Genomic DNA, 23,078 nt, shown 5'->3' with positions numbered 1-23,078 from the left:
TGAGAACCTCCTGCGCAGAAAGGGAAACCGCCCTGCTAGCTACGCCAGCAGGGCGGTTGAGTCGGGCTGACCATCACATTAGCCCCCGCAGGCGGGGGCTTGGCATGGCACGCAGCGTAATGATCAGCGGGTGATCGGCTTGTAGCGGATGCGTTTGGGCTTGGCGCCTTCTTCGCCCAGGCGTTTCTTCTTGTCGGCTTCGTATTCTTGATAGTTGCCGTCGAAGAAGGTCCATTGCGATTCGCCTTCCGCCGCCAGGATATGGGTGGCGATACGGTCCAGGAACCAGCGGTCGTGCGAGATCACGAACACGGTGCCGGCGTATTCCAGCAAGGCGTCTTCCAGCGCGCGCAGGGTTTCCACGTCAAGATCGTTGGACGGTTCGTCCAGCAGCAGCACATTGCCGCCTTTCAGCAGCGTCTTGGCCAGATGCAGACGGCCGCGTTCGCCGCCGGACAGCATGCCCACCTTTTTCTGCTGGTCGGCGCCCTTGAAGTTGAAGCGGCCCAGATAAGCGCGGCTGGACATTTCAAACTTGCCGACGGTCAGGATGTCGGCGCCGGCGGCTACGTCTTCAAACACGGTCTTGTCGCCGTCCAGGCCCTCGCGGGTTTGCTCGACGAAGGCCATTTGCACGGTCTGGCCGATCTTCACCGAGCCGGCGTCCGGTTGTTCCTTGCCGGCTATCATCTTGAATAGCGTGGACTTGCCGGCGCCGTTGGGGCCGATGATGCCGACGATGGCGCCAGCCGGCGCCTTGAAGCTCAGATTGTCGATCAGCAGGCGGTCGCCGAAGCCTTTGGATACGTTTTCGAACTCGATCACTTCATTGCCCAGACGCTCGGCCACCGGAATGAAGATTTCCTGGGTTTCGTTGCGCTTCTGGGTTTCATAGCTGGACAGCTCTTCGAAGCGGGCGATACGCGCCTTGGACTTGGCTTGGCGGCCCTTGGGGTTTTGGCGCACCCATTCCAGTTCCTGCTTCATCGCCTTCATGCGGGCGCCTTCGCTCTTGGCTTCCTGCTCCAGGCGGGCTTCCTTTTGTTCCAGCCAGGACGAGTAGTTGCCCTTCCACGGGATGCCTTCGCCGCGGTCCAGTTCCAGAATCCATTCGGCGGCGTTGTCCAGGAAGTAGCGGTCGTGGGTCACCGCCACCACGGTGCCGGGGAAGCGGACCAGGAACTGTTCCAGCCACTCGACGGATTCGGCGTCCAGGTGGTTGGTCGGCTCGTCCAGCAGCAGCATGTCGGGCTTGGACAGCAAGAGCTTGCACAGGGCCACGCGGCGCTTCTCGCCGCCGGACAGCGGGCCGATCTTGGCGTCCCACGGCGGCAGGCGCAGCGCGTCGGCGGCCAGTTCCAGCTGGTGCTCGACATTGTCGCCGGCGCCGGCGGAGATGATGGCTTCCAGTTTGGCCTGTTCTTCGGCCAGGGCGTCGAAGTCGGCGTCCGGATCGGCGTAGGCGGCATACACTTCTTCCAGGCGCTTTTGCGCGCCCATCACATCGCCCATGCCGCTTTCCACTTCCTCGCGCACGGTTTTTTCCGGGTCGAGTTGCGGTTCCTGCGGCAGATAGCCGATGTTGAGGTTAGGCTGCCATTGCACCTCGCCGTCGTATTCCTTTTCCACGCCGGCCATGATCTTCAGCACGGTGGATTTGCCCGCGCCGTTCAGACCCAGCAGGCCGATCTTGGCACCGGGGAAGAAGGACAAGGAGATGTCCTTGATGATCTGACGCTTCGGGGGGACGATCTTGCTCACGCGGAGCATCGACATCACGTATTGGGCCATGGACTTATTCACATTGTTTGAATGGACTAAGCGCTGATTCTACCAAAACGGCGTGGCAAGCACAGATGGCAAAGCGGCCGGCGTGATGCCGGCCGCGCTTGAATCGGGAAAGCGCGGGTCAGAACACCAATGCCAGCACGGCGGTGGCCAGCATGGCGAAGGCGCAGGCCACCTTGGCCACGGCGCCGACGATGAAGCCGAGTAAGGTGCCGATGCCGACTTTTCCCGCCTGGAAGGCGTCCTTGCGGGCGAGGAATTCGCCGATCACCGCGCCTATCATCGGTCCCAGAATGACGCCAACCAGGCCGAGAAACATGCCGGCCAGGCCGCCGATGAAGGCGCCCCACAACGCTTGCCGGCTGGCGCCGGTGGCCTTGGCCCCCAGCAGGCCGGCTACAAAATCGACCAGCAGGCCCAGCGCCGCCAGCACAGCCAGAATGCTCAGGCTGATCGCGCCCAGATGCTGGAAGTTATCCAGCCAGGACGCCAGCAGCAGGCCGCCAAACAGCAAGGGCAGGCCGGGGATGGCCGGGATGATGGTGCCGGCGAGGCCGGCGACCATCAGTAGCGCGGCAGCCAGATAACCAAGCGCGGTCATGGCTTATTCCGCCTGCGGACCGGTGTACAGGGCCAGCAGTTCCAGCTGCGCGCAATGCGGCTTGCCGCGGCCGGAGCGGCGTTTGTAGCCGCCATCGGGCTGCATTTCCCAGCTGTTGACGTTGTCTTCCAGATACATGCGCAGCGCTTCCTTGATGATGCGGCGCTTCAGCTTGCTGTCCAGAATCGGCACGCAGGTTTCGATGCGGCGGAAGAAGTTGCGGCCCATCCAGTCGGCGCTGGACATCAGCAGGTCTTCTTTGTGGTCGTTGTAGAAGTAGAATACGCGCGGGTGTTCCAGGAAGCGGCCAACGATGGAGCGCACCATGATGTTGTCGGACAGGCCCGGCACGCCTGGGCGCAGCGCGCACACGCCGCGCACGATCAGCTGGATCTTCACGCCAGCCTGGCTGGCGCGGTACAGCGCGTGGATGACCTGCGGCTCCAGCAGCGAATTCATCTTGGCGATGATCTGCGCCGGCTTGCCGGCCTGGGCGTGCTCGATCTCGCGCTCGATGGACTGCATGATCATGCTGTGCAGGGTGAAAGGGCTTTGGAACAGGTGCTTCAGGCTGCTGGCGCGGCCCAGGCCGGTGAGCTGGACGAAGATGTCGTTGACGTCGCTGGCGATTTCCTCGTTGCAGGTCAACAGGCCGAAGTCGGTATACATCCGCGCGGTGCGCGGGTGGTAGTTGCCGGTGCCCAGGTGCACGTAGCGGTGCAGGCCGTGCGCTTCGCGGCGCACCACCATTAGCATCTTGGCGTGCACCTTGTAGCCGATCACGCCGTACACCACGTGGGCGCCGGCGTCTTCCAGCCGGCTGGCCCAGCCGATATTGGCTTCTTCGTCGAAACGGGCCATCAGCTCCACCACCACCGTCACCTGCTTGCCGGCGCGGGCGGCGGCGATCAGCGATTCCATCAGCACCGAGTCGGTGCCGGTGCGATACACCGTCATCTTGATCGCCACCACGTGCGGGTCGGTCGCCGCCTGGGTCAGGAAGTCGATCACCGGTTGGAAGCTCTGGTACGGGTGATGCAGCAGGATGTCGCCCTTGCGGATGGTTTCGAACAGCGGCGGCTTGGCTTTTTTCTGCAGCGCGACCGGCAGCGACGGCGCAAACGGCGCGAACTTCAGGTCGGAGCGGTCCACCAGGTCCGGCACCTGCATCAGGCGCACCAGGTTCACCGGGCCGTTGACGCGGTAGACATCGCGCGCCTGCAGGTTGAACTGGGTCAGCAGGAACGATTCCATGTGCTGCGGGCAGGTGTCGGCGATTTCCAGCCGGACCGCGTCGCCGAACTGGCGCTGGCGCAATTCGCCTTGCAGCGCGGTGCGCAGATTCTTGAAGTCGTCGTCTTCGACGGACAGTTCGCTGTCGCGGGTGACGCGGAACTGGTAGCAGCCCTTGACCGCCATGCCCGGGAACAGTTCATGCACATGCGAGTGCAGGATGGAGGACAGGAAGACGAAGCAATGCGCATGGCCGTCGCAGACTTCCGGCGGCAGCTTGATCACCCGCGGCAGGATGCGCGGCGCCTGCACGATGGCGGTGCCGGAGGCGCGGCCGAAGGCGTCGCGGCCTTCCAGCTCCACCGCGAAGTTCAGCGATTTGTTCAAGACCTTGGGGAAGGGGTGGGACGGATCCAGCCCGATCGGCGTCAGGATGGGCATCAACTCGCGGAAGAAATAGCTCTGCACCCACTCGCGTTGCTGCTCGGTCCATTCGTTGCGGCGCAGGAAGATGATGCCCTCCTGGCGCAAGGCCGGGAACAGCACCTCGCTCATAACCGCGTACTGCTCGCGCACCAGTTGATGGCAGGCGCGGGCCACCTTGGCCAGGGCCTGCTCCGGCGTGGAGCCGTCGGCCAGGATGCGCTCCGGCGTGGCATGGGCCGCATCCTGCAGCCAGGCGATGCGCACCTCGAAGAATTCGTCGAGGTTGGAGGAGACGATGCACAGGAATTTCAGCCGCTCCAAGAGCGGCAGATTCGGGTCTTCCGCCTGGGCCAGCACGCGGCGGTTGAATTCTATCAATCCCAGTTCACGATTCAGCAGCAGGTCTTGCGGTTGTGACATACGGTGTGAGAGCCAATATTTTCGAGAGATGGAGACAATAAAGCCCTCGCTTGGAGGGCTGGATGACAAGATTAGTTCTGCGGCGGCGTGTAACCGGCCGGGGCATCGGCGCCGGCGCCGAAGAAGTAGGCCTCCAGTTGCGACGCCAGATATTGGCGGGCGCGGGCATCAGCCAGGCTGAGGCGGTTTTCGTTGATCAGCATGGTCTGGTAGCGCAGCCAGCCTTGCCAGGCTTCCTTGGACACGTTTTCGAAAACGCGCTTGCCCAGCTCGCCCGGCAGCGGCGGGAAGTCGAGGCCTTCGGCTTCGCGGCCCAGCTTGACGCAATTGACGGTTCTGCTCATGGCTTAATCCTTGCTTGTATTCTGATTGGCACAGCGGGCTATTGTGTCACAGCGGGCGCGAGCTTCCAACCTTGGCTGCATCATGGGTGCAAGGGGTTACAGCTGTTTTACAAACACCTTGGAACGGCGCTGAAAATTGTAGAACTGTTGGCGCGCCAACGGCAGCGAGCTCTTGTCCGCCTCGGCGAAGCCGCGCTCGACAAACCAGTGCGAGGTCTGGGTCGTCAGCACGAACAGCGACTGCAGGCCGCGGGCGCGCGCCTGGTACTCCACGTGCCGCAGCAACATTTCGCCGAAGCCGCCGTCGCGTTTCTCCGGCGACACCGCCAGGCAGGCCAGCTCGGCGGTGTCGGCCTCCGGAAACGGATGCATCGCCACGCAGCCATAGACTTTGCCGTCGTGCTCCAGCACCGCGTATTCGCCGATTTCCACTTCCAGCCGTTCGCGGCTGCGCCGCACCAGAATGCCTTGCTCTTCCAGCGGCTGGATCAGCGCCAGGATGTCGCCGACATCTTCAATGCTGGCATGGCGCACCCGCACCAGAGGATCGCGGGCGATCATGGTGCCGTTGCCGCCGCGCGTGAAGTGTTCCAGCAGCAGCGCGCCATCCTGATGGCGGCTGATCAAGTGGGCGCGCGGAATCCCGTCGCGGGTGGCGCGGATGCAGTAGGGCAGGTAGGCGGCCACGTCCTCGGGCAGGCTGCCCGATTGCAGCATTTCCTCGGCCTGCTGCGCGGTCAGCGAGCTGATCAGCTGGCCGTCGCGCTCCACCACGCCGCGGCCTTCCACCACGTAGATCAATTTTTCCGCCTTCAGCGCGATGGCGACGTGGGTGGCCAGCTCTTCCATGGTCAGGTTGAAGCTCTCGCCGGTCAGCGAATAGCCTACCGGCGTCAGCAGCACCAGCTCTCCGCAATCCAGCCGCTGGCGGATGGCGGCGGCATCGACGCGGCGCACCTGGCCGGTGTACTGCATGTCCACGCCGTCCAGCACGCCCAAGGGCTGCGCCGTGACGAAATTGCCGCCGGCCACCCGCAAGTGGGCGCCATGCATCGGCGAGTGCGGCATGCCCATCGACAGCCGCGCCTCCACATCGTGGCGGGTGGCGCCGGCGGCCTGTTTGACCACATCCATGGTGGCGGCGTCGGTGACGCGTCGATCGCGGTGGAACAGGCGGGCGATGCCGTGGCGCTTCAGCAGCGCTTCGATCTGCGGCCGGATGCCATGCACCAGCACGATGCGCACGCCCAGGCTGACCAACAGGTTGATGTCCTGGGCCATGCTGGAGAAGTCGCCGTCAACCAGGCTTTCGCCGCCCAGCGCCAGCACAAAGGTCTTGCCGCGATAGGCGTTGATGTAGGGGGCGGCTTCGCGGAAAGTCAGAACGAACTCGCGGGTTGGCATGGTAAAACGGCTCCGGCGGAAACGGTGATTCAACCGGATAGCGTAGCAGGAATGACGCTGTTTTGCAGGATGGATTTAGAGCCGCTAACAAAACCTCGTGAGAGAGCCTGAGCCAAGGCGCGCCGACGCAGACAGTACTTGAGTGCGGCAAGGAGGCGCAACGCAGGATCAGGGGTTGTGTTAGCGGGTCTTACGGTATTTGGGCAAGGAAAACAAAAACGCTCCCGAAGGGGAGCGTTGTCAGAGCATGCGGGCTTAGTTTGCGCGCTTTTGCAGAATTTGCTGTACCTTGAGCACGTTCAACGCCTGCGATAGCTGGTAGTCGTTCTTCACATTCGGTTCGCGCGGGCCAAAACCGGCATCGTCCGGGTTGTCCTGCGGTTTGCCCTTGTCCTGCTGCTGAACCGGCACGGCGACCGGCTTCGGCGCCGGTTTGACTTCCGGCTTGGCGGTCTTGGCCGGTTTGTCGTCGCCATTCGGATTGGCCAGGTGGTTCTCCAGATCGGCCTCGCGCACGCGCAGCGCCTGGTCCGCGGCGGTCAGGGTGGCGTCTTCCACCACCACGTCCGGCACGATGCCCTTGGCCTGGATGGAGCGGCCGCTAGGCGTGAAGTAGCGGGCGGTGGTCAGCTTGATGCCGCCCTGGCTGCCCAGCGGCAGGATGGACTGCACCGAGCCCTTGCCGAAGGTTTGCGTGCCTACCAGCACCGCGCGCTTCTGATCCTGCAGCGCGCCGGCGACGATTTCCGACGCCGAGGCGGAGCCGCCGTTGACCAGCACCACCATCGGCACGTTGCGCGCCTCGGCCGGCAGCTTGGCCAGCGGGTCCGTGCCGTTCTGGCGGGCATAGTTCTGCAGCGTGGCCGTCAGGCGCATCTTGGCGTCCGGCGTGCGGCCTTCGGTGTAGACCACCAGCTTGTCCTTGGGCAGGAAGGCCGCGGCCACGCCGACGGCGCCGTTGAGCAGGCCGCCCGGATCGTCGCGCAGGTCCAGCACCAGGCCCTTCAGCGGCTGCTTGTTGTCCTTGTACAGTTTTTGCAGGCCGGCCGCCAGGTCTTCCGCCGTGTGCTCCTGGAATTGGGCGATGCGCACGTAGCCGAAGTCGGGCTCCAGCATCTTGTACTTGACGCTCTTGGTCTTGATGATGGCGCGCGCCAGCGTGAAGACCAAGGGTTTGGTTTCGTTTTTGCGGGCGATGGTCAGCGTGACCTTGCTGCCGGGTTTGCCGCGCATCTTCTTCACCGCGTCGTTCAGCGACAGGCCGCGCACCGGGGTGTCGTCGATCTTGATGATCAGGTCGCCGCTCTTGATGCCGGCCTTCTGCGCCGGGGTGTCCTCGATGGGGGACACCACCTTGACCAGGCCGTCCTCGGCGCCGATTTCGATGCCGAGGCCGCCGAATTCGCCCTGCGTGCCTTCGCGCAGTTCCTTGAATTCATCCGGCGTCATGTAATCGGAGTGCGGGTCCAGTCCGGTCAGCATCCCCTTGATCGCTTCGTCGATCAGCTTCTTGTCGTCCACCGGCTCGACATAGCTCTGCTTGATCAGGCTGAATACCTCGGCGAAGGTGCGCAGCTCGTTCAACGGCAGCGGAGACGCTTCCTTGTCGGCCAGCGCCTGCATGCTGAGGGTGAGGACGCCGCCTGCCATGGCTCCGGCCACCAACCAGGCGATTTTTTTCATTCTTTGGCTGCTCATGCTGTGCAAATTCTCCGTACCCGGCACCTTAGCGTGTCCAGGCCTGCGGGTTGAGGGGGCGACCCAGGTGCCGTATCTCAAAGTACAATCCGGCATCCCCGTTGTCCAGTGTACCAGTGTTGCCAAGTGTTTCACCGGCCTTGACGCTGCTGCCGGATGATTTCGCGATCGCCGACAGGCCGGTGTAGACCGTCATGTAGTTGCCGCCGTGGTCGATGACCACCGCCTTGCCGAATCCTCGCAACTGATCGGCATATACTACCGTGCCATCGGCCACGGTGTGTACTGGCTGACCAACCGCGGTGCGAATGAAAATGCCTTTCCAGGTGGTGCCTTCGCGGCGCGGCTTGCCGAAGGCGCCGGCAATCTGGCCGGCCACCGGCAGCTTCATCTTGCCCTGCAGGCTGGCGAAGGCGCGGCCGGCCGCGCTGCCGTCCGCCACGTCGTCGACCTGTTCGGCCGGCTCTTCCTTGACCACCACCTGTTTTTTCGCCTCTTCCGGCACCGGCTTGCCCTGTTTCTTGGCGTTTTCCGCCAGCTGGCGGCGGCGTTCGTTTTCTTTGCGGGCGGCTTCGCGCGCCGCAGCCTGTTTGGCTTTGCGGGCCTCGGCCGCCTTGCGCACCGCTTCCGCGCGGCGGCGCTGGATTTCGCGGTTGATCTGGGCGATCAGGTTGGTCAGGCGTTTCTCGTCCTCCTGCAACTGAGTCAGCTTGCTCTGGCTTTGCTTGATTTCGCCGGATACCTTGCTCAATTGCTGCTGCTGCTGGGTCTTGTCCTTTTCCAGTTCGTTCTTTTCCTGGGCCTTGCGGCTGGACATGCTGTTCAAGCGGGCCAGTTCCTGCTCCAGCTGCGAGGACAGGGTTTCCAGCTGCTGCTGCTGGGCTACCAGTTGCCGCACCAGCTGTTGCTCGGCTTGGGCGATGTGCTGATAGTAGGTCAGGTCGCGCGCGTTCTGATTCGGATCGTCGGCGTTCATCATCAGCTTCATCGCATCATGCTGGCCGTTCTTGTATTGACGGACCAGCATCTGGCCCACGCGCTGGCGGGTTTCGGCCAGGGTGCGGCGGGTTTGGTCGATCTTCGCGCGCAGCTCGGCCAGTTGCTGTTCGGAGCGGTTGTGTTTTTCTTCCAGCGTGGCCAGGGCTTGTTGGGTCTGGTTGATCGCCTGCTCGGATTCCTTGATGGCGGATTGCGCCTCCTTCTGCACGGACTGCTTCTGCGCCAGATCCTTTTTCAGGCTGTCGATTTCCTTGCGCACGGTTTTCAGATCCTGCTGATGCGGCGCGGCCGACAGGGCGGAAGAGGAGGAGGTGTTGGCCGCCTGGGCGGCACCGGCCAGCAGGGCCAGAAGGAGATAGCGTTTCATTCCCTTGATGTTCTTTCGCTTGAGGCAACAACGGCGGCCATGCCTGGCATGGCCGCCGTTTGTCGGGGCGATTATTGGAAGTCGATCAGCGATTGACCGGTCATTTCCACGGGTTGTTCCAGACCCATCATGGCCAGCAGCGACGGAGAGATGTCGCGCAGCGAGCCGCCGTCCCGGATTTTCGCCGGGCGGCCGATGTACAGGAACGGCACTTTGTTGGTGGTGTGCTGCGTGTGCGGCTGGTGGTGCTCGCCATCGTACATTTGTTCGCAGTTGCCGTGGTCGGCGGTGATCAGCACTTCGCCGCCGGCCGCCAGCATCGCTTCCACGCAGCGTTCGATGCAGCCGTCCAGCGCCTCCACGGCCTTGACCGCAGCGTCGAACACGCCGCTGTGGCCCACCATGTCGCCATTGGCGTAGTTGCAGAAAATGGCCTGGTATTGGCCGGACTGAATGGCGGCGACGATCTTGTCGGTCACTTCGCCGGCGCTCATTTCCGGTTGCAGGTCATAGGTGGCCACCTTGGGCGACGGCACCAGGATGCGGTCTTCGCCCGGATACACTTGCTCTTCGCCGCCGTTGAAGAAGTAGGTCACGTGCGGGTATTTCTCGGTTTCGGCGATGCGCAGCTGCTTCATGCCCTGAGCCGACAGGTATTCGCCCATGCCGTTGTTGATTTTTTGCGGCGCGTAGGCCGTCGGCAGCGCCGAGTAAGCCTCGCCGTAGGAGGTGAGGGTGGCGAAGTAGCCGAACTTGGGCTGGCGGGCCGGGAAGCCGTCGAAGGCCGGGTCGGTCAGCGCAGTGGTCAGCTGGCGCGCGCGGTCGGCGCGGAAGTTCATGAAGATGACGACGTCGCCGTCCTGCATCTTCACCGGCGCGCCGATGCCGGTGGCCTTGACGAATTCGTCGTTCTCGTCGCGGGCGTAGGCGGCTTGCAGCGCCGCGAGGCCGGTGTCGGCATGGAACAGTCCCTCGCCTTCCACCAGCAGACGGTAGGCCGGCTCGACGCGCTCCCAGCGCTTGTCGCGGTCCATCGCCCAGTAGCGGCCGGTGACGGAGACCAGGCGCGCGTTCGGGCATTCTGCCAGCACGGCGTCCAGGCGCTTGAGGTAGGTTTCGGCGCTGCGCGGCGGCGTGTCGCGGCCGTCTAGGAAGGCGTGGACGTAGATCTGGGGCACGCCGGCGGCCTGGGCGGCGCGGATCAGCGCATGGATGTGGTTTTCATGGCTATGCACACCCCCGTCGGATAACAGACCGAACACATGCAGGGCAGAGCTTTGAGCTTTGCTCATGGCTTGTTGCAGCGTGTCATTCGATGCGAAGCGGCCGTCCTCGATGTCGCAGTCGATGCGGCTGATGTCCTGCTGCACGATGCGGCCGGCCCCGATGTTGAGGTGGCCCACCTCGGAGTTGCCAAACTGGCCGGAGGGCAGTCCGACAAAGTTTTCCGACGCATTGATGGTGCCGTACGCGTACTGCTGGCGCAGGCGGTTCCAGTTGGGCATGTTGGCATGCAGGATGGCGTTGTCGTCGCCTTCCGTGCGGTGGCCGAAGCCGTCGAGGATTAATAGCAACACCGGGGTGATCGATTTCATGGCATTCGCATTCAGAATATTAGAAAACCTTGATAGTATCGAATTTTGCCGATACTATTGTCACGCAGTCAAATCAATAAAATTCAAGCTACATTAGGTTAGGAGAAACGCTTTGCTGTTCAACGACGACCAGATCGAGCAGACCTCGCGGGCGATGAAAGCCATGTCGCATCCGCTGCGTCTGAAGATCATATCGGTGCTGGAAGACCGGGAAGTGAGCGTGCAAGACATTGTCGAGCAGGTTGGCACCTCCCAGAGCAATATTTCCCAGCACCTCGCTATTATGCGGGACAAGGGCGTTTTGCGCACGCGCAAGGATGCCAACCGTGTCTTTTACCGCGTAGGCGACATTCGCACGCTGGAAGTGCTGAAGATGATGCGCGAAGTGTTCTGTGGTTTCGGGGAGTAATCCGCAGCCGGACTCGCAGAAAAAGCCGCTTGAAAAGCGGCTTTTTTGTTGATGGCGGCGGCTTCAGCGCAGATGGGGCTTCTTGCGCACGTATAGGGTCTTGTGCACCGTAGCCACCAGCTCGTCGTCGGCGTCGCGGATTTCCACCGTCATTTCCGGCAGATGTTTTTCGCCGTCGGCGGTCAGGGCGCGGATTTCCGCCAGTTGCTCTTCTTGCAGATTGAACAGCGCCCGCACCACGCCGCGGCCCGGCTTGACGTAGTCGATGCGCCCGCACTTGTCCCATACATAGTAATCATTGCCCAGCTGGCGCAGCAGCATCAGCATGTAGAATGGGTCGGTCATCGCGTACAGGCTGCCGCCGAAGTGGGTGCCGACGTAGTTGCGGTTGCCGAAGCCCAACTTCAGCCGCACCTCGGCCTGGCGGAAGTCCGGCGACAGCTTGTGGACGCGGATGCCGGCGCCGAGGAAGGGCGGCCATAGATTGAACAGCAGCTTGATCAGCCAGATGGGAAGGTTCATATTTCATTCAAACGATTGTTTGGATGCCTCATCGTCGGCAAAGCTTTGAGCCTTGTCAATGCTGGCTTTCAAGACTGCGGCAGGCGCCGGGAAATTTATCCACAATAATCGCGGAATAACTTTGTGGATAAGTTGTGGAATGGGCCGATGGGCGGGGCATTTGGCTGGTCATGCCCAAAAAAGCGGCAATGCCCGGGAATTTTTCCGGGTCTGAGGTTGCCTCAGTCCGATTGAGGTAATAAAGTCTCACGTTTGTATCGATTACGGAGAAAGCTTCGTGTGGGCTATCGTTGAAGCGGCCGGCTGGCCGATCTGGACCATTATCGCGGCCTCGGTCGTGTCGCTGGCCATCATTCTGGAACGCCTGTACACGCTGCGGCGCGGCGCGGTGGTGCCGTCTGGCCTGCTGGCCCAGACGCTGCAGGAATACCGCCGCGTCGGCGATCGCGACGAACTGCTGCAGAAGCTGCACGGCCATTCGCCGTTGGGACGCTTGTTCGCCGCCGGCCTGCGCAATGTCCATGGCAGCCGCGAAGTGATGAAGGAGTCGATCGAAGACGAAGGCCGTCAGGTGGCTTACCAGCTGGAGCGTCTGCTGACCTCGCTGGGCACCATCGCCGCCATGGCCCCGCTGCTGGGTCTGTTGGGCACCGTGATCGGCATGATCGAAATCTTTGGCTCGCAAAACGCCAGCGGCGCCAATCCGCAGCAACTGGCGCACGGCATTTCCGTCGCCTTGTACAACACGGCCTTCGGCCTGATCGTCGCCATCCCCAGCATGATGTTCTACCGCTACTTCCGCTCCAAGGTGGACGGCCTGCTGGTTGAGATGGAAGCGCAGGCGATCAAGCTGGTGGAAGTGGTGCACGGCGAGCGCAAGAACGGGAGCTGAGCATGAACTTTCGTCGCGGACGCGGCCGGGACGAGCCGGAGATCAACTTCATTCCCTTGATCGACGTGCTGCTGGTGATCCTGATTTTCCTGATGGTCACCACCACCTATTCCCATTTTTCCGAGCTGAAGATCAATCTGCCGTCCGCTCAAGGCGAGCAGCAGAAGAACAAGACCACCGAGATCAATGTCGCGGTGGCGGCCGACGGCGCGATGGCGGTCGGCGACGCCAAGCTCGCCAGCGGCGACAAGGCCGGCTTGCTGGACAAGCTGAAGGCCGCCGCGGCCGGCAAGAGCGATGTGGTGGTAGTGGTCAACGCCGACGCCAAGTCCACCCATCAATCGGTGATCACCGTGATGGAGGCGGCGCGTGAGGCGGGCTTGTCGCAACTGACCTTCGCCACCCAGAATCTGCAGTGAAGCCGAAAGCGGCATGAGTCTGATCGAACAACACTGGTACCGGCCGCGCGGCTGGTTGACAGCCCTTCTGGCGCCGCTGGAAGGGCTTTTTGCGCTGCTGGCTGCTGTCCGCCGCCAGGCGTTCCGCCGTGGCTGGAAATCGAGCGAAAAGCTTCCGGTGCCGCTGGTGGTGATCGGCAACATCAATGTCGGCGGCGTCGGCAAGACGCCGCTGACGCTGGCGCTGCTGCGCGCGTTCGCCGCGCGCGGCGTCAAGGTCGGTGTGATCAGCCGCGGCTACGGCGGCAGCGCGGCGACGCCGATCGAGGTGAAGCCGGACGGCGATCCGGCGCAAGTGGGCGACGAGCCGCTGCTGCTGGCGGCCGCCGGCGCGCCGGTGGTGGTGGGGCGCGACCGCGTTGCCGCCGGCCGCCATCTGCTGGCCCTGCACCCTGATCTGGAACTGATCCTCAGCGACGACGGCCTGCAGCACTACCGCCTGGCGCGCGACCTGGAGATCGTGGTGCTGGACGGGCGGCGCGGGCTGGGCAACGGCCGGCTGCTGCCCAACGGCCCGCTACGCGAGCCGCCGTCCCGCTTGCGCAGCGTGGACGCAGTCGTCGTGAATGGCGAGGGTGGCGATCTGCCCTTGCCGGATGGCTTGCCGCGCTTCACGATGACGCTGCGCGCGGGGCGCTGCCATGCGCTGGATGACCCCGAGCGCACCCGGGCGGCCGACGATTTCGCCGGGCAGCAGGTGGCGGCGCTGGCTGGCATTGGCCATCCGCAACGTTTTTTCGACACGCTGGCGGGGCAGGGCATCGCGGTCAGCCGCGCGCTGTCCTTTCCCGATCATCACGCGTTTGGGGCGGGCGATTTGCCTGTCGATGCCGATGCGGTGATCGTCACCAGCAAGGACGCGGTCAAGCTCGCGCGCGTGCTTCATGAGCCGGCGCAGCGTGCTAGACTATGGGTTTTGCCGGTTCAGGCCATGCTGGCGCCTGATCTGTGCGACTGGATACTAGCCCGCTTGAAGATGGAACATGGACGCTAAATTTCTGGAAATTCTGGTATGCCCGCTGTGCAAGGGCCCGCTGGTGTTCGACAAGAGCAAGGACGAGCTGATTTGCAAGGGCGACCGCCTGGCCTTCCCGATCAAGGACGGCATCCCGATGATGCTGGAGTCGGAAGCGCGCGAACTGCCGCCGGAAGAAGAAGTGAAATGAGCGGATTCATCGTGGTGATCCCGGCGCGGTTGGCCTCCAGCCGCCTGCCGGGCAAACCGCTGGCGGACATCGCCGGCAAGCCCATGGTGGTGCGCGTGGCCGAGCAGGCGGCGAGGAGCCGCGCCGCTCGGGTGATCGTCGCCACCGACCACGCCGACATCCTGGCCGCCTGCGCCGCGCATGGCGTCGAGGCGGTATTGACGCGCGAAGACCACGCCAGCGGCACCGACCGCCTGGCCGAGGTGGCCGCCAAGCTGGCGCTGCCGGCCGACGCGCGCGTGGTCAATGTGCAGGGCGACGAGCCGCTGATCGATCCGGCGCTGATCGACCGGTTGGCCGAGCTGCTGGAAGAGACCGACGCGCCGGTGGCGACGCTGGCGCACGCCATTCACGACGCGGCCGATCACTTCAATCCCAATGTGGTGAAAGTGGCGCTGGACAAGCATGGCCGCGCCCTGTATTTCAGCCGCGCGGCCATTCCGTATGCCCGCGACGCCTACGCCGCCGACCGTTCGGCGCTGCCCGCCGGTTTGCCGGTTTATCGCCATATCGGCCTGTACGGCTACCGCGCCGGCTTCCTGGCCGACTATGCCAGTCTGGCGCCGGGCCCGCTGGAACAATACGAAGCGCTGGAACAATTGCGCGTGCTCTGGCATGGTTACAGCATCATGGTGGCGGTGGCGAGCGAGGCGCCGGCCGCCGGAGTGGATACGCCGGAAGACCTGGAACGGGTGCGCCGGCTGTTCGCGGCCTGACGGGCTAACACGCTGACAACACGGTTGAGCCGATTCGCGCCGCCTGCGTGGGCGCGGCTTGGCTCGTGCGCGGTGCGAGTTTTGTCGGCGTCTCAACATACAACACATAATTCAAAACAGACTGGAGTCAAACACATGCGATTGATCCTGTTGGGCGCGCCGGGCGCCGGCAAAGGCACCCAAGCCAACTATATTCGCGAGAAATTCGGCATTCCGCAAATCTCCACCGGCGACATGCTGCGCGCCGCGGTCAAGGCCGGCACGCCGCTGGGCTTGGAAGCCAAGGCCATCATGGACGCAGGCGGCCTGGTTCGCGACGACATCATCATCGGCCTGGTCAAGGAGCGCATCGCTCAGGCCGACTGTGCCAATGGCTTCCTGTTTGACGGCTTCCCGCGCACCATTCCGCAAGCCGAGGCGATGATCGCCGCTGGCGTGGACATCGACTACGTGGTGGAAATCGACGTGCCGGATGCCGCCATCGTTGAGCGCATGGCTGGCCGCCGCGTGCACCTGGCCTCCGGCCGCACCTACCATGTCACCTTCAACCCGCCGAAAGTGGCCGGCAAGGACGACGTGACCGGCGAAGACCTGATCCAGCGCGATGACGACCAGGAAGAAACCGTGAAGAAGCGCCTGTCGGTTTACCACGAGCAGACCGCCGTGCTGGTGGGCTTCTACGGCAAACTGGCTGCCGGCGGCAGCGCCAAGGCGCCGAAATACGTCAAGATCGACGGCGCCCGCGCGGTGGAAACCGTGCGTGACGATGTGCTGAAGGCGCTGGGCGCCTGATCCGGGGGCAGTTCTGACGCGCAAGCGGGCCATGGGCCCGCTTTTTGTTTGCGCAAAACGCTGGTTTCAGGCCGGAGGAAGAGGGACAATGGAACCCGGCGGAGCCATGGCGGCTCCAAGCAATTTGCGCGACGAGGCCGGCCGAGGGGGCCGGGCGGGGATAATAATATGTATCACGGGGAACGTTTCAACGGCTATTCCCATTTGGCCGGCACGGTGCTGGCGATAGTCGGACTGGTGGTATTGGTGGTGGAAGCGGCGTCGCAACGCGATCCGTGGAAGATCGTCAGCTTCAGCCTGTATGGTGGCACGCTGGTGACGCTGTATCTGATTTCTACGCTGTATCACAGCTTCCAGGGCCGAGCCAAGGCCATTCTGCAGAAGTGCGACCACTCCGCGATCTATCTCTTGATCGCCGGCAGCTACACGCCCTTCGCCTTGGTGACGCTGCGCGGCGCCTGGGGCTGGACGCTGTTCGGTCTGAGCTGGGGCTTGGCCTTGTTCGGCATTGTGCAGGAGCTGACGCTGGGTCGGCGCACCCGCGTGCTGTCGATGATTCTATACGTGGCGATGGGTTGGCTGGTGCTGATCGCCATCGAGCCGCTGATCGAGGCGCTGGCGCCGGGCGGGCTGTTCTGGCTGGCGCTGGGCGGCGTGCTGTACAGCGTCGGCATCTACTGGTTTCTGAACGACGAAAAGATCCGCCACGGCCACGGCATCTGGCACTTGTTCGTGCTGGGCGGCAGCATCTGCCAGTATATGTGCGTGTTGAACTACGTCGCCTGACGGCTTGGCGTCGGAATCCATGAAAACGGCAGCCAGAACAGGCTGCCGTTTGCTTTGCTTGAAACCGGCTAGTCGCCAAACTTGACCGGCAACCTGTCTTCTTCCACCAGCCGGCTCAGCGCGGAGACCACCAGCGGGTCGAACTGGCTGCCGGCGCGGCCATTGATGTATTTCATGGTCTCTTCCATGCTCCACGGTTCCTTGTACGGCCGCTTGTTGAGCAGCGCATCGAACACGTCCACCACGGCGACGATGCGCGCCGAGAGCGGAATGTCCTGGCCCTTCAGCTTGCGCGGGTAGCCGTTGCCGTCATAGTGCTCGTGGTGGCCGCCGGCGATTTCCGAGCCCAAGGCCAGGTAACTGGCGCCGTCGACCATTTGCGCCGACTTGGCGAGGATTTGCGCGCCGATGGTGGCGTGCTGCTCCATGATGGCGCGTTCCTCCGGATCCAGCTTGCCGGGTTTCAGCAGAATGTGGTCCGGCGTCGCCACTTTGCCGATGTCGTGCAGGATGCTCGCCATGCCCACCATGTCCAGGAACTCGCGGGTCATCAGTTCCGGATAGTGATTGTTCATCAACATTTCCTGCGCGATGGCATCGGTCAGCTTCTGCACCCGCAGCACGTGGTCGCCGGTATCGGTGTCGCGGAATTCCGCCAGGTCCGCCAGCGCCACCACGGTAGCTTCTTGCGCGCTGCGCAACTGGTTGTACAGGTAAAGGTTGTCGTAGGCGGCGGAGATGCGTTGGCAGAACACGTCCAGCAGGTCGCATTCCACCGAATCCAGCGGCCATTGCGGCATGAAATGCACCGCGAACTCGCGTCTGTTGCGCGAGGAAATGTACAGCACATCGTAAGGATGCTGATAGATGCTGCGCTTTTCGCGGAATACCTGCAGGAAGATCGCCTGCAGCTTGGGTTCGCCGGACAGGTCGCCCTTGTCCGCCAGATATTCGTAGGCGCCGGAAACAGCCAGGATTTCCAGCTCCGGCCGGCCGATATGGTTCTCGTTGCGTACGCACAGGATGCCGTCGGTGCCGATGTCCAGCAGGGCGCTGATCTGGCGCAGCACGCCGGAGGCGAATTCGCGCAGCGAATGCAGCTGGTACAGATCCGACGCGCTTTCCAGAATCTTGGCCAGCCCCTGGCGGTTCTTTTCCAGCGACACCATGTTTTCATAGGCGCGCAGCGAGGCGATGGTGGTGGTGAACAGCTTCTGCGTGGTCAGCTCGGTCTTGGTCTTGTAGTCGTTGATATCGTAATTGAGGATGACTTCCTGCTCCGGCGCCTGGCCGGGCTGGCCTGTGCGCAACACGATGCGAACCACGCCATTCGCCAGCTCTTCGCGGATGCGATGTACCAGCCTGAGGCCGGCGTCCTCGCTTTCCATCACGACGTCCAGCATGATCAGCGCGATGTCGGCATGCTGTCTCAGCAACTGGAAGGCCTCGCCGCCGCTATAGGCGCTGAGCAGTTCCAGCGGACGCTCCTTGTAGCTGATGCCGCGCAGCGCGATGCGGGTGGCGGTGTGCACGTCCTTCTCGTCGTCGACGATCAACACCTTCCATGGCTTTCGCATCTCGGAAGGGCGGGCCGGGACGTCGCCGTCGCTGTCGTCCAGCAACCAGTTGTCTTCGTCGGGAGGCAGGGTTTCGCTGCTCATGCCACATTCTCCTTATGCTGGACTGTCGGGGCGATGCACGGCATTTCCAGTTTGAAGCGGGTGCCTTGCCCCAGCTCGCTGTGCACTTCGATGTTACCGCCCAGCCGCTGCCGAACGATGTTGTAGACGATGTTCAGGCCCAGCCCGCTGCCGCCGCTGCCGCGACGCGTCGTGAAGAACGGGTCGAAAATCCGGCCCAGGTTCTCCGCCGCGATGCCCTTGCCGTTGTCGCTGATCGTCAGGGACACATGTTGGTCGTCGTGGCGATGGGCTTCTATCAGAATGACGCCGGCTATTTCGCCGCTTTCGTAGCCGTGAATCAGGGCGTTCACAACCAGATTGGTCAGCACCTGGGCCAGGGCGCCAGGATAGCTGTCCAGCAGGATGTCTTCTTCGCATTGTATGTCGATATTGACCTTGGTGTGCTTGAAGCGCGGCTTCAAGCTGGTGATCACTTCGTTCAGGTAGTCGTGCAGGTGGAAGCTGCGGCGCGCCTCGCTGGTCTGGTCCACGGCCACCTGCTTGAAGCTGTGGATCAGGTTGGCGGCGCGCTCGGAATTGGCCAGGATCAGCTCGCAGCATTCCTGCGCCGTCTCCAGATAGCTCTGGAAATCGCTCTTCTTGATGTTGCCGCTCTCCAGCTTGCCGGTGATGTGTGACGTGGCGGTGCCCAGGTGCGAGGCGGCGGTCAGCGTGATGCCTACCGGCGTGTTGATTTCGTGGGCGACGCCGGCGACCAGGCTGCCCAAAGACGCCATCTTTTCCGCCTCCACTAGGGTTTCTTGAGTGGCGATCAGCTGGCTGTAGGCCTGCTGGGCTTTTTCCTTTTCCTCGCGGGCGATCGCCTCCGCCGCCGTCCGTTTCACCAGATCGGCGGCGGTGCGGGCCACGATGCGGTTGAAGCCGTTGACGATGCCGCCGATTTCGTCGTCCGCCAGATGGGTGATCTGGGCGCCGCTGGCGTCCGGCGCGCGGATGGCGGTGTTCAGCGCCTGCTGCAGTTTGGCCAGCGGCTGGAAGATGAAGCGTTGCAGGTTGAACGACATGATGAAGAAGATCATGCCGTCCAGCAGCAGGATCTGGGCGATGATGGTGATCAAGTGCTGGTTTTCCCGCGCGCGCAAGGCCTCGTGCGACAGGTAGACGGTGGCGGTGCCCAGGTGTTCCTTGCCCTGATAGATGATGGGAATGCCGAGCACATCGTCCGCCTTGGGATGCTCGTTGGGCAGCATGTCGCGCAGATTGCCGTTGTTGTCGCGCGTGCGTCCCAGGTTCAGGCCGCTTTCTCCCTTGACGTTGATGGCGATCACCGATGGCCAGCTCAATTCGCTGTCCAGCGCCAGCCTGACGTTTTCATCATCCAGCTGCCAGATGCCATGGGGCAGGGAGAGCGACAAACGGGAACGCACGGCTGCGCGTTGGGTTTGGAAATCGCTCTGGTCTATCCCGTAGTCGTGTAGGTAGAAATACAGGCCGGTACTGCCCAGAATGACAGTGATCCAGGCCATCAGCCATAGCATAAGCCTTGTCTTGATGCTTTTCATGGTGCCTGCTTAGTCGTGCCCTCAAAGTCAATCGTAGGCAGATCGGGCGTGAATTTCCATGAGTGATCGAATCGGAGGCCGCAACCCGTGGCGCGTTTACGCGCCGACTCAGCTCTGGCCGTCCGCCAACTGCGCGCGCGCGCGTCGGCCCAGCGGCAGTTTTTGCGCCGCCAGCCCGCCCAGTATCAATGCCAATCCCAGCAGCGTCGACGGCAGGATGGCCTCGCCGACGAGCAGGTGGATCAGCAACAGCGAGACCAGCGGCGACAGGAAAATCAGGTTGGCGATGCTGGCGGTGCTGCGCGTCAGCTTCATCGCCGTCAGCCACAGCACGAAGGTGAAGCCCATTTCCAGCGCGCCGACATAGGCGGCGCCGGCCAGCCCCTGCCAGGCGGGCAGCGCCAGTTGGCCGTGCCAGGCGCACCAGGCCAGGCTCAAGGGCAGGCTGCAGGCGAAGTTCAGCGTCAGGCCCAGCACCGGTTCCCGCGCGTCGCGGGTATTGAAGATCCAATAGCCGGCCCACAGCAGCGTCGAGCACAGCGCCAGCAGCACCCCCAACTGGTTGGAGAAGTGCAGCTCCAGCAATTGGCCGCGGGTGCCGATCACCAGCACGCCGAGGTAGCAAATCAGCGCCGCGGCGGCGTCCTGCAGCCTCAGCGCCTGTTTCAACAGCGGCACCGCCAGCAGCGTCATGGTCAGCGCCCAGGTGTAGTTGATCGCCTGCGCCTCCTGCGCCGGCAGCAGGGAATACGCCTGGAACAGCACCAGATAGTAGGCGAACGGGTTGACGGCGCCGAATAGCAGCGAGCTTTTCCAATGCGCCCGGAAAGCCGCGGCCAGTTCCGGCAGGCGGCGCTGCCAGGCCAGGATGGATAGCAGGGCCAGCAGCGAGGCGATGCTGGCGTACAGCAGCAGTTGCATCGGGCTGAGGTATTGCAGGCTGAGCTTGAAGGCGCTGGCGACGGTGGACCATGCCAGCACGGCGCCCAGGCCGAAGGCGTAGGCTTTTTTCTGGTTATGCTGGAGCGACAAGACAACTCTCCGGAGGGTGGGGGTGCCTGGTCGATGTTAACCACAAACCGCGGTCGGCGGCAAAGGCGGCGTTCAGCGCGCGGCGAGCAGCCTGTTGGCGACGCGGCTGATTCGCTCCGCCGTGGCGGAGGCGGTCAGGCCTATCGGTCCGCCGGTTTCGAGACGATAGTCGTCGCCGGCTAGCCCGTGCAGGCACACCGCCAGCGCCGCGGCTTCAAATGTCGGCAGGCGCTGCGCCAGCAGGGCCGCGAGCAGGCCGGTCAGCACGTCGCCCTGGCCGGCCGCGGCCAACTCCGGCCCGCCGCTGGCATTGACCAGGTAGTAGCCGTCAGGCCGAGCAATCAGGCTGCCGGCGCCTTTCAGGACGACGACGCAGTGGAAACGCGCCGCCAGCGCGCGCGCATGCCGCACCCGATCGGCCTGAATGGCTGTGGTGTCCAGCCCCAGCAGACGCGCCGCTTCCGCCGGGTGCGGCGTGAGGACGGTCGGGAAGGGGCGGGCGGCCAGCTTGGCGGCCAGCGCGGGACGGGCGGCCAATAGATTCAGCGCATCTGCGTCCAGCACCAGGGGCTGGGTTTGCGCCAGCGTCTGCTCCAGCAGTTGCTCGGCCCAAGGCTGCTGCCCCAGGCCTGGGCCGACGGCGATGACGTCCGCGCCCGGCAGCGCAGCCATTTCGTCGACCGGGCGTATCATCAGTTCCGGCGTGGTCGGGTCCACCGGCAGCCGGTCGTCCAGCGGGCACAGATAGACTTTGCCCGCGCCGCCGCGCAGCGCGCTGCGTCCGGCCAGCAAGACCGCGCCCAGCATGCCCGGCGCGCCGCCCAGGATGCAGACGCTGCCATAGCTGCCTTTGTGGCTGTCCCGCGACCGTGCCAGCGGCGAGGCGTCGGGCGCATTCAGCGCGCCTTCGGCCGGCGGGTATAGATTGGCCGGGCAGTCCAAGCGGGCCAGCGTCACCGCGCCGGCCAAGTCGGCGCCAGGGCCGCCAAACAGGCCCGGCTTATGGCAGAGGAAGGTCAAGGTGTGGTCGGCGCGCAGGGCCGCGCCCAGCGGCTGGCCGGTGTAGGCATTCAGGCCGCTGGGGCAGTCCAGCGCCAGCTTGGGGCAGGCCAGGGTGTTCAGCGCATGCATCAGCCGCTGCCAGCCTGCGTCCAGCGGCCGCGACAGGCCGATGCCGAACAAGCCATCGATCAGCAGGGCCGGCGCCGGATAGTCATCCGGCAGGGTAGGCCAGATGGCGAGGCCGGCCTGTTCCGCCGCCAAGCGCGCCGCGCGGCAGGCCGCGCTGGCCGGCGGCGACGGTTGCAGGACGTCCAGCCGGTAGCCGCGCTGATGCAGCGCCAGCGCGGCGTACAAGGCGTCGCCGCCATTGTTGCCGGGGCCGGCGCAAACCAGCAGGCGGGAGGCCGCGGGGGCATGCTGAGCGGTCCAGTCGGCGGCGGCCTGCGCCGCGCGGCGCATCAGGTCCAGTCCGGCGGCTTCGGCGGACTGCTCCAGTTGGCGCAGCCCTGGCAGGCTGAGGATAGGGCCGCCGTCCATGCTTATTCCCCCCAGCGCGGCGTCAGCGTCTGCTCCACGCCCAGTTGATCCAGCACGCGCGAGACGACGAAGTCCACCATGTCGTCCACGCTCTTCGGATGAGTATAGAAGCCGGGGGAGGGCGGCAGGATCACCACGCCCAGGCGCGCCAGTTCCAGCATGTTTTCCAGATGGATGGCCGATAGCGGCGTTTCGCGCGGCACCAGCACCAGCTTGCGCTGCTCCTTGATGCAGACGTCGGCGGCGCGTTCGATCAGATTGTCGCTCATGCCGTGGCGGATGGCCGCCAGCGTGCCCATGGAGCACGGGCACACCACCATGGCGTCCGGCGGGTTGGAGCCGGAGGCTGCCGGCGCGAACCATTCCTCGCGGCCGTAAACTTCCAGCAGATCCGGCGCGGCCGGATAGCGCTGCAGCAGCCAGGCTTTCATTTCCGCCGGGCGCGATGGCAGCGTCAGTTCCATTTCCTGCTTGGCCACGATCTGCGCGGCTTGCGAATACAGCACCCACACCCGGATGCCAGCGGCGAGCAGGGTTTCGATCAGGCGCAGGCCGTAGGGCAGGCCGGAGGCGCCGGTAAGGGCGACGGTGACGGTTTGGCGGCGGGACATCGGGCAGTCTCCAGGGGCGGGCGTTGCCGCCCGCGT

General features: G+C 63.9%; 22 protein-coding genes. 8 read left to right on the top strand and 14 right to left on the bottom strand.

The genetic code is table 11. The annotated features are described in order from the left end of the window. Positions 1–123: 123 nt before the first annotated feature. The 8 genes from ettA to gpmI all read right to left on the bottom strand — a co-directional run bounded on the left by ettA (position 124) and on the right by gpmI (position 10,875). Positions 124–1,791 carry an energy-dependent translational throttle protein EttA gene (gene ettA, locus C2134_RS06895; RefSeq protein ID WP_103318668.1) on the bottom strand — a complete coding sequence of 556 codons (1,668 nt, stop codon included), beginning with the start codon at positions 1,789–1,791 and terminating at the stop codon, positions 124–126. A 118-nt stretch (positions 1,792–1,909) separates the two neighbouring features. After that, a complete protein-coding gene (locus C2134_RS06890; protein ID WP_103318666.1) occupies positions 1,910–2,389 on the bottom strand; it encodes a DUF456 domain-containing protein in 480 nt (159 codons plus the stop codon). 3 nt (positions 2,390–2,392) lie between these two features. Further along, entirely contained in the window at positions 2,393–4,468 is a 2,076-nt protein-coding gene (ppk1, locus tag C2134_RS06885; protein ID WP_103318664.1) for a polyphosphate kinase 1, read from the bottom strand. A 71-nt stretch (positions 4,469–4,539) separates the two neighbouring features. Further along, entirely contained in the window at positions 4,540–4,812 is a 273-nt protein-coding gene (locus tag C2134_RS06880) for an oxidative damage protection protein (protein WP_103318663.1), read from the bottom strand. Between the two features lie 96 nt (positions 4,813–4,908). After that, positions 4,909–6,216: an amino-acid N-acetyltransferase gene (gene argA, locus C2134_RS06875; protein WP_103318661.1), complete on the bottom strand. Its 1,308-nt coding sequence runs from the start codon at positions 6,214–6,216 to the stop codon at positions 4,909–4,911. Positions 6,217–6,471: 255 nt separating this feature from the next. After that, positions 6,472–7,899: a S41 family peptidase gene (locus tag C2134_RS06870; RefSeq protein WP_103318659.1), complete on the bottom strand. Its 1,428-nt coding sequence runs from the start codon at positions 7,897–7,899 to the stop codon at positions 6,472–6,474. Positions 7,900–7,942: 43 nt separating this feature from the next. Next, complete coding sequence (locus tag C2134_RS06865) at positions 7,943–9,280, bottom strand: murein hydrolase activator EnvC family protein (protein ID WP_103318657.1); 1,338 nt, start codon at positions 9,278–9,280, stop codon at positions 7,943–7,945. 71 nt (positions 9,281–9,351) lie between these two features. Beyond that, positions 9,352–10,875: a 2,3-bisphosphoglycerate-independent phosphoglycerate mutase gene (gene gpmI / locus C2134_RS06860; protein WP_103318656.1), complete on the bottom strand. Its 1,524-nt coding sequence runs from the start codon at positions 10,873–10,875 to the stop codon at positions 9,352–9,354. 112 nt (positions 10,876–10,987) lie between these two features. Here gpmI and C2134_RS06855 point away from each other — a divergent pair, with 112 nt between their 5' ends. Further along, complete coding sequence (locus C2134_RS06855; RefSeq protein WP_043620752.1) at positions 10,988–11,284, top strand: ArsR/SmtB family transcription factor; 297 nt, start codon at positions 10,988–10,990, stop codon at positions 11,282–11,284. 63 nt (positions 11,285–11,347) lie between these two features. Here the strand turns inward: C2134_RS06855 and C2134_RS06850 are convergent, their stop codons facing one another. After that, positions 11,348–11,806, bottom strand: coding sequence for a DUF4442 domain-containing protein (locus C2134_RS06850; protein ID WP_103318654.1), 459 nt, complete (start codon positions 11,804–11,806; stop codon positions 11,348–11,350). Between the two features lie 277 nt (positions 11,807–12,083). Here C2134_RS06850 and C2134_RS06845 point away from each other — a divergent pair, with 277 nt between their 5' ends. The 7 genes from C2134_RS06845 to trhA all read left to right on the top strand — a co-directional run bounded on the left by C2134_RS06845 (position 12,084) and on the right by trhA (position 16,655). Further along, a complete protein-coding gene (locus tag C2134_RS06845) occupies positions 12,084–12,698 on the top strand; it encodes a MotA/TolQ/ExbB proton channel family protein (RefSeq protein ID WP_103318652.1) in 615 nt (204 codons plus the stop codon). A gap of 2 nt (positions 12,699–12,700) precedes the next feature. Next, positions 12,701–13,117 carry an ExbD/TolR family protein gene (locus tag C2134_RS06840; RefSeq protein WP_103318650.1) on the top strand — a complete coding sequence of 139 codons (417 nt, stop codon included), beginning with the start codon at positions 12,701–12,703 and terminating at the stop codon, positions 13,115–13,117. A gap of 13 nt (positions 13,118–13,130) precedes the next feature. Next, entirely contained in the window at positions 13,131–14,150 is a 1,020-nt protein-coding gene (gene lpxK / locus C2134_RS06835) for a tetraacyldisaccharide 4'-kinase (protein ID WP_103318649.1), read from the top strand. Beyond that, on the top strand, positions 14,140–14,322 hold the full coding sequence (locus C2134_RS06830; RefSeq protein ID WP_071109009.1) for a Trm112 family protein: 183 nt from the start codon (positions 14,140–14,142) through the stop codon (positions 14,320–14,322). The genes lpxK and C2134_RS06830 overlap by 11 nt, the downstream gene beginning before the upstream one ends. Then, positions 14,319–15,077 carry a 3-deoxy-manno-octulosonate cytidylyltransferase gene (gene kdsB / locus C2134_RS06825; protein ID WP_103318647.1) on the top strand — a complete coding sequence of 253 codons (759 nt, stop codon included), beginning with the start codon at positions 14,319–14,321 and terminating at the stop codon, positions 15,075–15,077. Before C2134_RS06830 ends, kdsB begins: the two co-directional genes overlap by 4 nt. Positions 15,078–15,212: 135 nt before the next feature. Next, positions 15,213–15,869 carry an adenylate kinase gene (adk, locus tag C2134_RS06820; protein ID WP_103318645.1) on the top strand — a complete coding sequence of 219 codons (657 nt, stop codon included), beginning with the start codon at positions 15,213–15,215 and terminating at the stop codon, positions 15,867–15,869. A 168-nt stretch (positions 15,870–16,037) separates the two neighbouring features. After that, complete coding sequence (gene trhA / locus C2134_RS06815; protein WP_103318643.1) at positions 16,038–16,655, top strand: PAQR family membrane homeostasis protein TrhA; 618 nt, start codon at positions 16,038–16,040, stop codon at positions 16,653–16,655. A 68-nt stretch (positions 16,656–16,723) separates the two neighbouring features. Here the strand turns inward: trhA and C2134_RS06810 are convergent, their stop codons facing one another. From C2134_RS06810 to C2134_RS06790, 5 genes are all read right to left on the bottom strand, one after another. Next, a complete protein-coding gene (locus tag C2134_RS06810; protein WP_103318641.1) occupies positions 16,724–18,316 on the bottom strand; it encodes a DUF3369 domain-containing protein in 1,593 nt (530 codons plus the stop codon). After that, positions 18,313–19,860: a sensor histidine kinase gene (locus C2134_RS06805; RefSeq protein ID WP_103318639.1), complete on the bottom strand. Its 1,548-nt coding sequence runs from the start codon at positions 19,858–19,860 to the stop codon at positions 18,313–18,315. The genes C2134_RS06810 and C2134_RS06805 overlap by 4 nt, the downstream gene beginning before the upstream one ends. Before the next feature lie 108 nt (positions 19,861–19,968). Further along, complete coding sequence (locus C2134_RS06800) at positions 19,969–20,892, bottom strand: DMT family transporter (protein WP_103318638.1); 924 nt, start codon at positions 20,890–20,892, stop codon at positions 19,969–19,971. Positions 20,893–20,964: 72 nt separating this feature from the next. Then, positions 20,965–22,431, bottom strand: a complete 1,467-nt coding sequence (locus C2134_RS06795; RefSeq protein ID WP_103318636.1) for an NAD(P)H-hydrate dehydratase — start codon at positions 22,429–22,431, stop codon at positions 20,965–20,967. Positions 22,432–22,433: 2 nt separating this feature from the next. After that, the gene (locus C2134_RS06790; RefSeq protein ID WP_103318635.1) at positions 22,434–23,042 is read right to left on the bottom strand and encodes a flavin prenyltransferase UbiX; all 609 of its coding nucleotides are present in this window, start codon (positions 23,040–23,042) and stop codon (positions 22,434–22,436) included. Between the last annotated feature and the right edge of the window lie 36 nt (positions 23,043–23,078).

This window comes from Chromobacterium sinusclupearum, from assembly GCF_002902845.1.
Taxonomy (GTDB): domain Bacteria; phylum Pseudomonadota; class Gammaproteobacteria; order Burkholderiales; family Chromobacteriaceae; genus Chromobacterium; species Chromobacterium sinusclupearum.
The sequence above is the reverse complement of the archived record's forward strand: the minus strand, read 5'-3'. Positions and strand labels throughout refer to the sequence as shown.

Excerpts from the sequence above, each read along its gene's own strand:
- C2134_RS06865 (WP_103318657.1), bottom strand. The coding sequence starts at position 9,280 with ATGAAACGCTATCTCCTTCTGGCCCTGCTGGCCGGTGCCGCCCAGGCG.
- C2134_RS06890 (WP_103318666.1), bottom strand. The coding sequence starts at position 2,389 with ATGACCGCGCTTGGTTATCTGGCTGCCGCGCTACTGATGGTCGCCGGC.
- C2134_RS06795 (WP_103318636.1), bottom strand. The coding sequence starts at position 22,431 with ATGGACGGCGGCCCTATCCTCAGCCTGCCAGGGCTGCGCCAACTGGAG.
- C2134_RS06880 (WP_103318663.1), bottom strand. The coding sequence starts at position 4,812 with ATGAGCAGAACCGTCAATTGCGTCAAGCTGGGCCGCGAAGCCGAAGGC.
- lpxK (WP_103318649.1), top strand. The coding sequence starts at position 13,131 with ATGAGTCTGATCGAACAACACTGGTACCGGCCGCGCGGCTGGTTGACA.
- ppk1 (WP_103318664.1), bottom strand. The coding sequence starts at position 4,468 with ATGTCACAACCGCAAGACCTGCTGCTGAATCGTGAACTGGGATTGATA.
- C2134_RS06810 (WP_103318641.1), bottom strand. The coding sequence starts at position 18,316 with ATGAGCAGCGAAACCCTGCCTCCCGACGAAGACAACTGGTTGCTGGAC.
- C2134_RS06805 (WP_103318639.1), bottom strand. The coding sequence starts at position 19,860 with ATGAAAAGCATCAAGACAAGGCTTATGCTATGGCTGATGGCCTGGATC.
- adk (WP_103318645.1), top strand. The coding sequence starts at position 15,213 with ATGCGATTGATCCTGTTGGGCGCGCCGGGCGCCGGCAAAGGCACCCAA.
- argA (WP_103318661.1), bottom strand. The coding sequence starts at position 6,216 with ATGCCAACCCGCGAGTTCGTTCTGACTTTCCGCGAAGCCGCCCCCTAC.
- C2134_RS06790 (WP_103318635.1), bottom strand. The coding sequence starts at position 23,042 with ATGTCCCGCCGCCAAACCGTCACCGTCGCCCTTACCGGCGCCTCCGGC.
- ettA (WP_103318668.1), bottom strand. The coding sequence starts at position 1,791 with ATGGCCCAATACGTGATGTCGATGCTCCGCGTGAGCAAGATCGTCCCC.
- C2134_RS06830 (WP_071109009.1), top strand. The coding sequence starts at position 14,140 with ATGGACGCTAAATTTCTGGAAATTCTGGTATGCCCGCTGTGCAAGGGC.
- kdsB (WP_103318647.1), top strand. The coding sequence starts at position 14,319 with ATGAGCGGATTCATCGTGGTGATCCCGGCGCGGTTGGCCTCCAGCCGC.
- C2134_RS06870 (WP_103318659.1), bottom strand. The coding sequence starts at position 7,899 with ATGAAAAAAATCGCCTGGTTGGTGGCCGGAGCCATGGCAGGCGGCGTC.
- gpmI (WP_103318656.1), bottom strand. The coding sequence starts at position 10,875 with ATGAAATCGATCACCCCGGTGTTGCTATTAATCCTCGACGGCTTCGGC.
- C2134_RS06850 (WP_103318654.1), bottom strand. The coding sequence starts at position 11,806 with ATGAACCTTCCCATCTGGCTGATCAAGCTGCTGTTCAATCTATGGCCG.
- trhA (WP_103318643.1), top strand. The coding sequence starts at position 16,038 with ATGTATCACGGGGAACGTTTCAACGGCTATTCCCATTTGGCCGGCACG.
- C2134_RS06840 (WP_103318650.1), top strand. The coding sequence starts at position 12,701 with ATGAACTTTCGTCGCGGACGCGGCCGGGACGAGCCGGAGATCAACTTC.